General features: G+C 42.1%; 13 protein-coding genes and 1 tRNA gene. 5 read left to right on the top strand and 9 right to left on the bottom strand.

Going from position 1 to position 13,078, the window contains the following annotated elements:
• Window positions 1-305 precede the first annotated feature (305 nt).
• Together hemN and JMX93_RS13320 are read right to left on the bottom strand one after the other, a co-directional pair.
• A complete protein-coding gene (hemN, locus tag JMX93_RS13325; protein WP_499205006.1) occupies window positions 306-1,847 on the bottom strand; it encodes an oxygen-independent coproporphyrinogen III oxidase in 1,542 nt (513 codons plus the stop codon).
• A 315-nt stretch (window positions 1,848-2,162) separates the two neighbouring features.
• On the bottom strand, window positions 2,163-2,984 hold the full coding sequence (locus JMX93_RS13320; RefSeq protein WP_499205005.1) for a penicillin acylase family protein: 822 nt from the start codon (window positions 2,982-2,984) through the stop codon (window positions 2,163-2,165).
• A gap of 332 nt (window positions 2,985-3,316) precedes the next feature.
• On the opposite strand from JMX93_RS13320, the gene JMX93_RS13315 reads away from it, so the two are divergent.
• Window positions 3,317-4,894, top strand: coding sequence for a YifB family Mg chelatase-like AAA ATPase (locus tag JMX93_RS13315; RefSeq protein WP_499205004.1), 1,578 nt, complete (start codon window positions 3,317-3,319; stop codon window positions 4,892-4,894).
• A gap of 64 nt (window positions 4,895-4,958) precedes the next feature.
• On the opposite strand, the gene JMX93_RS13310 is transcribed toward JMX93_RS13315, so the two are convergent.
• Window positions 4,959-5,651, bottom strand: a complete 693-nt coding sequence (locus JMX93_RS13310) for a phosphoglycolate phosphatase (protein ID WP_499205003.1) — start codon at window positions 5,649-5,651, stop codon at window positions 4,959-4,961.
• Between the two features lie 165 nt (window positions 5,652-5,816).
• Window positions 5,817-6,317, bottom strand: coding sequence for a DUF4385 domain-containing protein (locus JMX93_RS13305; protein WP_499205002.1), 501 nt, complete (start codon window positions 6,315-6,317; stop codon window positions 5,817-5,819).
• A 172-nt stretch (window positions 6,318-6,489) separates the two neighbouring features.
• On the opposite strand from JMX93_RS13305, the gene JMX93_RS13300 reads away from it, so the two are divergent.
• The gene (locus JMX93_RS13300) at window positions 6,490-6,858 is read left to right on the top strand and encodes a hypothetical protein (protein ID WP_499205001.1); all 369 of its coding nucleotides are present in this window, start codon (window positions 6,490-6,492) and stop codon (window positions 6,856-6,858) included.
• Window positions 6,859-6,928: 70 nt separating this feature from the next.
• Here the strand turns inward: JMX93_RS13300 and JMX93_RS13295 are convergent.
• Together JMX93_RS13295 and JMX93_RS13290 are read right to left on the bottom strand one after the other, a co-directional pair.
• Window positions 6,929-7,004 (bottom strand) — tRNA-Phe (locus JMX93_RS13295).
• A 122-nt stretch (window positions 7,005-7,126) separates the two neighbouring features.
• Window positions 7,127-7,549 carry a hypothetical protein gene (locus tag JMX93_RS13290; protein WP_443510631.1) on the bottom strand — a complete coding sequence of 141 codons (423 nt, stop codon included), beginning with the start codon at window positions 7,547-7,549 and terminating at the stop codon, window positions 7,127-7,129.
• 374 nt (window positions 7,550-7,923) lie between these two features.
• On the opposite strand from JMX93_RS13290, the gene hisB reads away from it, so the two are divergent.
• From hisB to JMX93_RS13275, 3 genes are all read left to right on the top strand, one after another.
• On the top strand, window positions 7,924-8,589 hold the full coding sequence (gene hisB / locus JMX93_RS13285) for an imidazoleglycerol-phosphate dehydratase HisB (RefSeq protein ID WP_499205000.1): 666 nt from the start codon (window positions 7,924-7,926) through the stop codon (window positions 8,587-8,589).
• Window positions 8,589-9,233, top strand: coding sequence for an imidazole glycerol phosphate synthase subunit HisH (hisH, locus tag JMX93_RS13280; protein WP_496192013.1), 645 nt, complete (start codon window positions 8,589-8,591; stop codon window positions 9,231-9,233). Before hisB ends, hisH begins: the two co-directional genes overlap by 1 nt.
• Before the next feature lie 171 nt (window positions 9,234-9,404).
• Entirely contained in the window at window positions 9,405-9,797 is a 393-nt protein-coding gene (locus JMX93_RS13275; RefSeq protein ID WP_499204999.1) for a hypothetical protein, read from the top strand.
• A gap of 125 nt (window positions 9,798-9,922) precedes the next feature.
• Here JMX93_RS13275 and JMX93_RS13270 read toward each other — a convergent pair whose 3' ends face one another.
• The 3 genes from JMX93_RS13270 to JMX93_RS13260 all read right to left on the bottom strand — a co-directional run bounded on the left by JMX93_RS13270 (window position 9,923) and on the right by JMX93_RS13260 (window position 13,020).
• Window positions 9,923-11,257 (bottom strand): valine--pyruvate transaminase, encoded by a 1,335-nt coding sequence (locus JMX93_RS13270; protein ID WP_499204998.1) that lies wholly within the window; start codon window positions 11,255-11,257, stop codon window positions 9,923-9,925.
• Between the two features lie 269 nt (window positions 11,258-11,526).
• Window positions 11,527-12,483: a hypothetical protein gene (locus JMX93_RS13265; RefSeq protein ID WP_499204997.1), complete on the bottom strand. Its 957-nt coding sequence runs from the start codon at window positions 12,481-12,483 to the stop codon at window positions 11,527-11,529.
• A gap of 27 nt (window positions 12,484-12,510) precedes the next feature.
• A complete protein-coding gene (locus JMX93_RS13260; protein ID WP_499204996.1) occupies window positions 12,511-13,020 on the bottom strand; it encodes a hypothetical protein in 510 nt (169 codons plus the stop codon).
• Window positions 13,021-13,078 lie beyond the last annotated feature (58 nt).

The raw sequence follows: 13,078 nt of genomic DNA, 5'->3' as shown, positions 1-13,078 counted from the left end.
TTTTGATTATCCTTTCTTGACGTCATATCAAAAATGGTCAGTTAGCTTATTAGGCGCTGGCTATTTTTTCGACTGCGAATTGTACTGAACACTACATTTAATGAATAACTCATATGCTTCGTTTAATGAACAAAAATATCTTGATAATAAAAAAGCCATAGAAGATGCAAATAGACTATATATTGTGATGCCTTCTGAGTCGGCTAGATATATTTTCCGTCAATCATCACCTTTATCAAACACCATAAAAAAGACCTTGAGTGAGGTCTTTTTATGGCTACTTTTTAACTTGAGGGATAACTCAATCAAATAACTTTTGAGAAACGATTTTTATGTTTTTTCTCAAGATATTCATCAAATACCATGGCGACGTTACGACCTAATAAGCGACCTTTTGGCAGCACGCGAATACCAGCCGCGTCCATATCGATGAGTTTGTCTTCTTGCATGGCGCCAAGCTGTTGAATCTCACTGATAAAGTAAGTGATGGCATCGATACCAAATTTTTGATTGACGTCTTTAAAGTCGATATAGTCGTGACAGAGTAGATTCATAATCACATATTCACGCAAGCGATCTTTGATGGATGTTTTGATGACTTTTACCGCAGGCATGGCAGCCGAGTTACTTTGTGCAGCATCGATATTCGCTTGATAAACTGGTAAATCTGTATTATTTTGCAAAATATAGCGGGTATTGGCATTGGCAATTTGACTGATAGAGGAGACGCCAAAGCCCAATAAATCACAATCGCCCATGATGGTATAACCTTGAAAGTTACGATGCAGTTTACCCTCACGCTGCGCCACGGCTAATTCATCATCAGGCTTGGCAAAGTGATCAATACCGATATATTGATAGCCAGCTTCGGTCAGCGTATTGATGGTATTGCCAAGCATCGTCAGCTTGGATGCTGGGTCTGGTAAATCGGCTTCTTGAATCTGGCGCTGGGCTTTAAAACGTTCTGGCAAGTGTGCGTAATTGAATACAGACAAGCGATCCGGCGACATCTCGATGATACGGCGTACCGTTTTATCCAAGGTTGCGGGTGTTTGATGCGGTAAACCATAAATCAGGTCGATATTGATAGAATGAAAACCGAGGTCACGCGCCTCATTTAACACATTTTCAATGAGCTCTGCTGAATGTACACGGTTGACGGCGATTTGTACCGTTTCATCGAGGTCTTGTACGCCTAAACTGACACGGTTAAAGCCAAGGTTGCGCAATACTTTCAATGTCTCGCCACTCAGCTCACGTGGGTCAATTTCAATAGAGTAATCGCCTTTGTCTTCAGGTAAGAATTCAAACTGAGTTTGTAAAAACTCCCACAGTTGAACCATTTCTTCATCACGCAAAAATGTGGGCGTGCCACCGCCCAAATGCAGCTGCTTAACTAGGGGCTTGCTGCTACCTTCTGGGACAGATAACAGGCGGCGTTTATGCTTAATCTCAGCGATTAAGTACTGCAAATAATCGCCTGAGTCGCTATTTTTTTTGGTGATAATTTTATTGCAAGCGCAGTAATAGCAGAGGTGACGACAAAAAGGAATATGAAAATATAACGACAGCGGTGCACGGGCTTCACGGTTCTGAAGGATTTTTGCCTCAAGGCCATTGGTGATTGGTGAGAATTCTAAAGCGGTTGGATAAGAGGTATAACGTGGGCCTGAACGGTTGTATTTATTAATAATCGCTTCATCAAAAGCGGGTAGCTGCTTGCTCATCATACTGCCGCGCGTACTGGCATAGGGGCTTTCTGGTTGCATAACAGGGCGTGTCGTGGTCGGTTGCTCACCTGCACGATTGTAAGGCTGCTGAGTATTTGATTCTGAATGTTCTGTCATGCGGTACTCCTCGTTTTGACCTTAAGTATTACTGTTTTTACATCTCTAATGGCCAAATGTCTGAAAGCCAGTATGTGTTTGATAGATTGTTAGTCACCATAATGAGTCTGTTATCAATAATAATTTTCACAGTATTATTCACGGCTAAATTCACAGCCATCAATAAGTATTAGTATAACAAATCCCTGTTTATAGTGGGGTGGTCGGCGAGTTTTCTTAATAGTGAATCGACTATATTCAAACAGCTTGCTTCCATAAAGCAAAAAAGACTCCAGCATATACCTGAAGTCTTTTTTAACGCTACTTTAAGTTATATCAAGCTGATTCTTTTAGCTGCATCTTATCACCAACGGCTTGGTCACTAACATCACTGGCACTGAAGGGTAGGCGAATCCATTTTTTATCAGAATAACGACGACTTTGGTCACGATGGAATGGTCGAGTAGTATCAGAAGCTTGCGAGTAACCTAAGAAGGCTTCTGCTACAGGGCCGCTGCTATCAAAGGTAATGGTTTGCATATATGTCGGACCAAAATTAATGACGTAGTTTGCGCCATCATTAGCTCTTGTGCCGCGCGTTTCTGCAACATTGAATACACCTTCACGACCAAATCCACCATGCATAGCAATACGCTCGTCGCTTTTACCAGCATCAACGATATACTGAAAATCAGATAAAGATGCATCAAGAGCGATATTTTTATCTCGGAAGAACTTAATAGAGTCGCCTAAAGCAGTACGTGTGTCATTACTAATAATTAAACCACGAGGCGTATTGACTGGATCCTTTACATCGAATTTAACACTGAATATCGTATCAGTAGTTTCATTAAAATCAACATTGCGCCAAAACTCTCTAAAAACGTGCGCGCCTTTACTATCTAAATTATTACGACGATCCCAATTACTCAAGATATTACAAGAATTAGTTGCATCAATAGTAGCGCCAACAGTCAAAGGTAAATTAGCATTCGCTCGACAATCTGCTAATACGTCGTCAAGTACCAACTCAGCAACATAGCTGCGATTGCCATAGACGACCTCTTGCATGTTGTCTAAATTGAAGCTAGTACCGCCCAAGCTATCTTTATTACTGAGCCGATCTTGTATTTGAACCAATCCCATGCGTGAGCGCATAAGCAATGGTAATCCATCTACTGGAGTAGCACCTCAGAAAGGGGTTAAACGACGACGTAGAATTGGTGAAAACCCAGTCAGCGGTTGCTCTAAGTTGCTTACCCAATAGCTATCATTTGAGTTGGCAACATAGTCATCGCGAATCAAGAAAGGTAAGTTTGAGCGCCCAAAAATACCTGCTTGCGGTGAGTCTGTATCAACTCCCCATTTACAGGCAGCGGTACTACCATTTGATAACTATGCTAGTAAATAAAATAGACAAAAAAACACGACATTTGCGCACTGATACATAATACTTTATGATCAAATATTCTCCATATTAGGAAATGCTGATGTCGTTTGCTCAAGTCTATACCCGTTCAGTCGTTGGACTGCATGCACCCAAAGTCATTATTGAGGTGCATCTGTCACAAGGGTTGCCAGCATTGACTATCGTCGGTTTGCCAGAGGCAGCGGTACGTGAAAGTAAAGACCGTGTACGATCTGCGATTCTGAACTCTGGTTTTCAATTTCCTAATCGGCGTCTGACGATCAACTTGGCCCCCGCTGATTTGCCTAAAGATGGTGCGCGTCTAGACTTGCCGATTGCTATAGGGATATTAGCGGCAAGCGGGCAGTTGGATACAGAAGTATTGACAGGCTTTGAATTTATCGGTGAGTTAGCGCTCAATGGCAATTTACGGCAAGTGACAGGCAGCTTAGCCGTCGCAAGAGCGATCAAAGCTGAGGCGTTGGCGGCCAAAGTATTGCAGCTGGACAAGATCACTGGGCAAGAGCTGAGCGAATCGCAGCAAGAACCACAACCACCGCAGCTTATCGTACCGATTGATAATGGTGCTGAGGCCAGCCGCGTCGATGGTGTGACGATACTGGGCGCGCCAAGCTTAAAAGCAGTTTGTAACCATTTGCAGTCGCTAGCTGACCCAAGTGTATTCTATGACTCTTTGAAAGTTGTGACACCGAGCTCAACACCGCAGCATGTCGGCTATCAAGTGGACTTAGCCGACGTCAAAGGACAGCACCATGCTCGGCGCGCGCTAGAAATTGCAGCAGCAGGCGGTCATTCATTACTATTTACAGGGCCACCCGGTTCAGGCAAGACATTAATGGCATCACGGCTGCCGACCATATTGCCTGATTTAAGCGCTGAGGATGCGCTAGAGGTTGCCAGTACTTATTCGGTAGCAGATAGCGATTATGATTATGGGACAAGGCCATTTAGACAAGTGCATCACACCATATCAGCAGTGGCTCTGGTCGGTGGTGGCTCACGTCCCAAACCAGGTGAAATTACCCTTGCTAATAAAGGCATATTATTCCTTGACGAATTGCCAGAGTTTGATCGTACGGTTTTAGAGGTGTTGCGCCAACCATTAGAAGCCAAGCAAATTACTATTAGCCGTGCCAACTCGCAGATGACCTTTCCAGCCAACTTTCAACTGGTCGCTGCCATGAATCCATGCCCATGTGGCTACGATGGTGATGCATCGGGCCGTTGTCGCTGCCGACCTGAGCAGATCAAACGCTATCAAGACAAACTATCAGGTCCACTGCTTGATCGCATTGACCTACATATTACCGTACCTGCACTACCGATTGCCGATTTACAAAATGCTCAAGCTGGCGAAACATCCAAGCAAGTACGCGCGCGAGTAGCTGTGGCTTATAAACATCAATTAGATCGACAAAAAAAAGTCAATAATGAGCTGAGCCCTAGCGAGATTGATAAATATATTCAGCTAGGAGATAGTGAAAAGCAGCTATTACAGCTCGCTCAGCAGCGCTTAAATCTATCGGCACGCGGTTATCATCGAGTATTACGAGTGGCGCGTACCATTGCAGACCTGGCTAGCAGTGTAGATATCACGAGCGCTCATGTGTCGGAGGCACTAAGCTATCGCAGTAAATAGTCATCCTTATCTAAGCCATCTATTACCACTCTTTTATCACTATAATTTAGAGAATAAGGATGAGCTAAGCATTGTCTTTCATAATCCAAGCGACCAAATCCGCAAAGCTATCAAATGCCTCAGTCGGATTTAGCTCACGAATGTCTTGCCCATAGTTATAGCCATAAGACAGACCAAGCGTGTCCATATTGGCGTTTTGCCCCGCCAATATGTCATTTCTAGAATCACCAATCATGATGGCTTGCGCGACGCTGACGTTAAGAGATGCGCAAACGTGCAGTAGAGGCGTTGGGTCTGGTTTTTTGACGGGTAAACTATCACCGCCCATTACTTCACTAAATAAGTCCTGCCAGCCAAATGACTGTAATATTTTGGGCACAAAGCGAATAGGTTTATTGGTCACTAAGGCAAGCGTATAGCCTGCTGCATGCAGTTTTTTCAGCCCTTCATCGACGTCAGGGTAGGCAACGGTTTTGCTACCGCTAAGGTTCTTATAAGCATCAAAAAATACTTGTTCTGCGTGATCGGCCTCTTCTTTTGTCAATGCACCTGCTGCTACTTCTATATTGCCAACCAAGGCTCGTTCCACAAGCATTCGAGACCCGTTGCCTATCCAGTTGCGTATGGTTTCGATAGGATAAGTCTTTTTACCAAGCGTAGTTAACATAGCATTGGTTGCATCGGCCAAATCGGGCACACTATCAATAAGTGTTCCATCAAAATCAAAAATCAAAAGTTTCTTAATATCTACTGTCATTATTATTTGCCCACGCTATCAATTTTGTACTTTTTTGGAGTATTAGCTCCAAGCCCTCATTACCTTAGCACAGCAAATCATGAAGTCTAATTATTTAACGCTCTGGCATTATAAATATTTCTGCTTTTTCAGGCTGAGGGTGATTTTTATGGCTGTATCTTATGCTTATTCAAACTCCTTATAGCGTTCACGGTGTTCGGCTTTCATGCTCAGGTAATCTTTATTTTCTCGGCAGAGATCCCATTTAACTTTAAAAATCCGCGCAGACTCTGCTTTGACTGGGTCTTCTTCTTGGCGCGGTAACTCTTCACGACCATGTGCGCCGCTTTGGCCTTTTTTATCATCGGGCACTGGCCCTTTATATTTTTTGCCGCCTTTATGATTGGCGTAACGACGGGCGCGGGTATAACCCATTTGAATAAATTTACGTGCCATATCCGCACCGACAAAGTCACCGTCAGCCAGGTAATCTAAAAACATTTGATAAATTGTCTCGCTACTTTCAGTCGCAATATCAGGGGTAGCAAAGCGCCAGTGTGGTAGGATTTCAGACTTATACGGCTCTACCAATAATACGCCTTGCTCGCCGCGACCGACCCGATACAGCTCAGGCTGCACGCGCAAATCTAGGTTTTTATAATCCAAATCGTAATCGAACGCTCTCATCGCTTTTCCCTATTGGTATTCGTCATCTGTCATATTTATTATGACCATTGCTATCGAGTATACTGAGCGCCGCTGTCTAAAAAACAGCACAAAAATGTTATGCAACCGTGACAGTAAGCGTTTAGCATGAGAAGCGTAGTGAATAGAATCAATTATTGAGCAGGTTAAGGTTATGACAGTTAATAAAAACATCCTGAATAGAATTAGCCTAGCTGGCGCGACTTTTACGATGTCGTTAAAAAGTGCTTTTATGGTATCAGCATTGCTGATCATCAGCGTATTAAGCACCAATGCTGCCCATAGCGCCTGGTTTGAGCGTTTGATTCCGCAAGGAGAAACTTATACGGTACGCGAGGTAGATCGCGATCTAGCGTTTGTAATAGATGGCTTTATCTATGATGCGCGCACGTCTTGTTTCTTAGCAGTGGGCGATAGAGTGATATTTTTTGAAGGGCGTCATGGTATTGATTACCGCGCGACGGTTTATGATTTAGACTCGCGTGAACGTTGCGAGATGTTATTAAGAAGACGTTTGTCATAAGCTTTTATTTTAGACAATAAAAAAAGCCCCAAACATTGCTGTTCGGGGCTTTTTAGAATTCTTAAACGAATGGTGGCTCGAGGCAGGTTCGAACTGCCGACACACGGATTTTCAATCCGTTGCTCTACCGACTGAGCTATCGAGCCGTCTTCGTTGAGGCGCTATTAAACTAAATATAGGCGTTACTGTCAAGTGATTTTTGCATAATATGTGATAAAAAGTCATAAATAGGCAAATATAAGTCAAATCTAAGGTTTTAACCTCGTATTCAATCTTTGACACGCAGTAGTTCATACTCGCTCATAATACGGTGAATATCCGCGTCGACAGGGACAAACTCACGTACCCCTTTTTTTACTTCCGCATCGTAGACCAGTTTAATAAACTTGGCATCGATAGCGCGACCGCGATTTTGCTGATGTACCGTTAAATATTGCAGACGCTTGGCGTCGGTTTGCCCATCATCAAAACAGGCAACAGCAGCGATAGGCTTGTCATTGAACATACCGACATATAGATATTGTCCACGCTTAAACCCTTGCTCAACGATGTTTAATACCTCGAGACCGTCAGGCTGCGCATCATCGCTATCGTACAACGCCTGCAAGCGCTCTGCTAGCTCATTGTCGCGAGCAGGTTTTTTGATGAGTGGTGCATCCAAACTATTGATGGCGATCGCTTCTAAAGGCATAGCAGTTCCTATAAACAGATAGTTTCTATAATATGAGACAGCACAATGTCATGAGGCGTGATGCCATAAAGGTGAGGTTGTCAAAGTCAGTGCGAGTCATGATTGATAATACTAAACATACTATTTTAGCAGAATGAGATAATTTTGTGCGTGGTTTACCGCTTGGTCGTGGCAGTAAATGTTAGGGTTTGCTATGATGAGGCTAGATAATATTTAGTACGTATAACTCCTAATATCTTGATGTCTTTTGTATATATCATTTTCTAATAAATTTTTTGCTAGAGCTGACCCAGACACTAGTAAAATATTTTGGGCATGTCTTTGCCCTATTTATTGACCGTTTTTCACTGATAAAAAACTGATAGAGAGTAGCCATGACAGCCAATGCAACGACGACTGCTGATACACCTGAGAAAAATACACCAAAAAATCTAAACCTACATGGTCGCCCTGAACGTATCGCGACCGTTGAGCGCATCACTGCTGAAACGCAAATCACTTGTACCGTAAACCTCGATGGTACGGGTAAAGGCGTGGTAGACACTGGCGTACCATTTTTGGATCATATGATTGATCAAATCAAGCGTCACGGTTTGTTTGACTTGGACATTAAATGCAACGGCGATACCTTTATCGATGACCATCATAGCGTCGAAGATACTGGCATTACCCTTGGGCAAGCATTTAACAAAGCATTGGGTGACAAGAAAGGCATCCGTCGTTATGGGCACTTTTATGCGCCGCTAGACGAAGCACTGACACGTGCTGTGGTTGATTTATCAGGGCGTCCGGGTTTGCACATGGACATTCCATTTACTCGATCGCACGTTGGCCGCTTCGATGTCGATTTATTCAGTGAGTTCTTTTATGGGTTCGTCAATCACTCGTGGATGACGGTGCATTTGGATAATCTCAAAGGTAAAAACAGCCATCATCAAATCGAGTCAACCTTTAAAGCCTTTGCTCGTGCGCTGCGTATGGCTTGCGAATATGATGAGCGTGCGCTCAATACCTTGCCATCGACTAAAGAGGCATTTTAATGGCTAAAGTCACCAAAGTAGCATTATTAGATTATGGCATGGGTAATTTACACTCTGCCAGCAAAGCACTATCGGTAGTTGGGGCAGAAGTCTCTATCACCAATGACCCAAAAGTGGTGGCGGCAGCAGATAAGATCGTCTTTCCTGGTGTCGGTGCCATGCGCGACTGTATCGCTGGTATGCATGAAGCAGGAATTGATGAGGTGATACGCCATGCGGTGTTTAATAAGCCTGTTATGGCCATCTGTGTGGGCATGCAGGCACTATTTGAGCAATCAGCTGAAAATGGTGGTACGGATTGCCTTGGCATCTTAAATGGCACGGTAGAGGCGTTTGACCCTACGTGGAAGGATCAGCAGGGCGCTACCATCAAAGTGCCACACATGGGCTGGAACACCATCAGCGGTATGGATTTTGACCATCCGCTTTGGCAGGGTATTGAAGATAACGCGTACTTTTACTTTGTACACAGCTATTATTGCGAGCCTACTGATAGCGCGCAAGTGGCGGCGGTATGTGACTATGGTCAGCCGTTCTGTGCCAGTGTCATCCAAGACAATCTGTTTGCGACTCAGTTCCATCCAGAAAAAAGCCATACCGCTGGCTTGCAACTGTTAAAGAACTTTGTCGAGTGGAATGTGTAGATAGGCAGTAAACGTAAATTGCACACTTGCTTCAGAATAGGGTAGATTATCACTTATATAATCTACCTTTTTTATTCTCCACTATTGTCATTCTTAACCATCAATTTTTAGTTATTATTGTTTAGTGATACGCTCAATCATTTTCTGCTCGCTTATATTTGGAATACTCTAGTGGACTTTACCGCCTTTAAAATGAATGTTGTTGAAACAACTGGCCTTGCCAAAGATGCCTTGCATATCTATGTCGGTGTTGGTGCCTACCTGCTTTGTTTGTTTGTGCTGCGTCCTATCATCAAAAGCCAAAGTATCAGATTATTCATGGCTTTAGTCGTCGTGACAGGCATTGCTTTATTGGGCGAGTATTTAGATAATCGAAATACGATCGAAGCGCTAGGCTTGGCTGGCTTAAGTCGTGAACAGTTGGTCGCGAGTATCCGCGATTTGATCAATACGTGCCTGTTACCTTATGTACTTTTTGCGCTGAATAAGTGGACGACACTCTTTCAGGCGATCATCAATAAGCCTAAATCATTGACCAAGCGCCATAAAAAAACGGACTATTAATAAGTCCGTTTTTTTTATTTTACTATTTGAATTTATGATGGTTCTATTTATAAAAATTAGAGTAGTAAGGAAAACTCGTGTAAGTACTACGTATGGTAGGCTAAGCGAGTTTGACACCGCTAATCTTATTTTTTAGCCTCATCATACAACTCACGCACCACTTCACCAATCACTCTAATACCATCAGTTAGCGTCTGCTCATCAGCCGCGATGCTCATACGAATACATTCGTGCGCATGCTGATAATCGCTGACATCGACACCAGGGAAGAAGTATTCGCTTGGCACAATAAGCGTGCCTTTTTCTTTTAGGCGTTCGTATAGCTCAAGGGTGCTAATCGGTAGGTCTTCAAACCACAACCATAAGAATATCGCGCCTTCAGGCTTATGAATCATCAATGGGTAATCACCCAATGCTTCTTTCAATAGCTTCACAGCGAGTTTCGCCTGCTTTTGATAAAACGGTTTAATCTCATTATCAGATAACTGCTTGATACGGTCGTTTTCGACCAGTGGCGTGGCTATCGCTGCACCAAAGCGTGTCGGCGCTAGATTGACCACCGCATTCATCGCGCTGACCGCTTCGATCACTTCCGCATCAGCCACGATAATACCGGTACGCATACCGGGCAAGCCAATCTTCGACAGGCTAAAGCAAAGAATCGTATTGTTATCCCAGTTCAAATTGACATCAGAGTAGATGATATTCGGGAAGGGCATACCGTAGGCATTATCGATAATCAGCGGAATGTCATAGCGTTTGGCAATCTCGGTTAAATGCGCCATTTCTTCATCCGTTAGCACGTTGCCAGTAGGATTGGTCGGGCGTGAGCAGCAAATCGCCCCGATACGACCTTCTTTTAGCGCTGGCAAGTTCTCTAACGCGTCAAAATCCACACGATATTTAAAGAAGCCTTCTTCGCCATCATGTGTCACTTCATCGATATGCGGCAATACGGCTGCGAAATGTTGACCTTCTACATGCACATCACTATAGCCAATATACTCAGGGGTCAATGGCAGTAGAATGGACTTGTCGATAGATTCGTTCTTTTCATCAAGCTTATTATCACTGAAAGCACCGCCAAACAGATTAAACAGATAGAAAAACGCATTCTGTGAGCCATTAGTCAGAGCGATATTTTCTGAAGTCAGATTCCAATCATAGTGACGGTTAAAAAAGCCAACCAACGCATCGATAAAGCCTGCATCCCCTTGCGGATTGGAGTAGTTCGCCATGCTGATAATTGCGCTACTATTGGGTACACCTGCGTCGTTATCAACGCCCAGCGCCTTATACGTCTCCAAAAACAGCTCATTGACGGCATCAATTTTGGCAGGGTTACCACCGCCCAGCATGTTGACTGGCTGATCGCTTTTTAGCGCATCGCCCAGATCATCCATCAATTGTGAGATACCAGTGGGCTGGGTAAATTTTTGACCGAACTTTGAGAATTTCATAAGGATACCATGCTGTTTTGGAGGGTGTTGTAATAAGGAATTTGATTGATAAAAGTTAGGCTAGTATAGCAAATGAGGGCTAGGTAATCCCCCCAATAAATAAGCAAACTGCATGGCTGATATAGGTTTATATTCTGATACATTGAATGAAGCAAAAAGCGCCTTCTATGTGAATAGAGGGCGTTTTAGTTTGTAGTTTCAGAAATTAGGGGTTTTGTAGTTTATTTCGCCATCGGCTCTACCAGACGCCCGTTATAAGTTAATTATTTTTATTGCTTTATACGGTTATGAATAAATTCGTTGAATAACTTTAGAATCTCAAGATCAGTATCGTTACTCTTATCTTGCTTTATAAAGTTAAGGGCTTGTGTAGCCTTTAATGACGTAGATGTTATACCAATAGGAAGTCTTAATTTAGTAGTAGAATGAAGAACAGTAATAATTAATGGTTTTACTTTAGGGTGTGTTTCAAATAGCTTATCTAACTCATCTCTTCTCTCATTTAAAAGGTTAGAATAAACGTTGTTTATAGCATCAATTAAAATTACAGTAGGTTCTTCTAATTCAGAGAATATATTATTTTTAATTTTATTATGTTCTTCTTCGATGATATTCATAACATTGAGAAGAATATATCCAAAATCGCAATCTGCTTCAGATATTTGTCTTGCGCCAGACCGAATGTTATCAAATATTGTAGTAGGATGCTTACTCCTCAAAGTTTTGCAAGCAACTGATATACGTTGTTTTTTATAAGTAAATATGACGTCTGGATTTTTACCATTTGAAGATCTGACGGGATCATCCAATTCTACATCTGAGCCATAAGCTATAGCGAAAAAACCTACTATAGCTTCAATAAATTTATTCGTTTGATCATCTTGCTTATTTGTAACGGGATTAATCATTGGAACAAATGAATTTATACAAGGTGAGGCTTGTATTAAAAGCTTCAAATGAGGCATTAGTTTTTCAAAACCCTTTAGATCTTTTACAGTCCAAATCCATTTATATAACTCATATAAACCCATAAAAGCAGAGCGTCCTTCACTATGATTTTGGAGGTTACATGGATTGGTTTGATAAGCGGAATAAAATTCGCAAGCAATTAAGTAATCATTTTCTAAGTGAGACTTGATATCAGCTTCTATATCCATAGAGTCTAAAAAACAAACTAAATCTTCAATTCTTCTATTAATTGTGTCGTAATGTTCAAGTTCATGCATATCTATTTTTCCATGTAATTATAATCTCTATTTACTATATTCAATCATATAGATATCAGAGTACTTTCTCCATATTATCGCAAGTTCATCAAAATCAAGTTTATTATTTTGCCTTTGAATAGTTAGGTTTCCATGCTTTTTGCTATCATAAGCTACTTTACTTTCGTGTTTCCAATGGTTTTCTAAATGAATTTTTTTGTGAGGGGCAGGATATTTACCATCCCAAAGTATGTATTCAGTCAATACTCTTAGTATTTCTTTTTCATCAGTTGTTAGTCGAATGTGCGCCGAATTAGCAATCTCAACTAACTGATGGGTAGCAGAAAATGCAAGCTTTCGTTGAATAGCAATTGCTTTAAATAGCAACTCGAAAGATAACCCCATAAGCATCTTATAAGTCGACCAACATTCTATGGCATGACCATTATCCATCGCCTCCCACAAAACCCTAGCAGATGTAAATAAGTCGCTGGACTTATTATGCCAGTGTAATGAGTTTATATTTAAGTTTTCAAACTGATACTCATAAGGATCCATAAAGTTTTATCCGATATGTTTTCGTTAAAATTTAAATATAGGTTCCAATGTTAAAGCT

It is taken from the genome of Psychrobacter muriicola 2pS (assembly GCF_904846535.1).
In the GTDB taxonomy this organism is placed as follows: Bacteria; Pseudomonadota; Gammaproteobacteria; order Pseudomonadales; family Moraxellaceae; genus Psychrobacter; species Psychrobacter aquimaris.
Note: the sequence above shows the minus strand (reverse complement) of the source record. Positions and strands in the feature narration are given on the sequence as shown.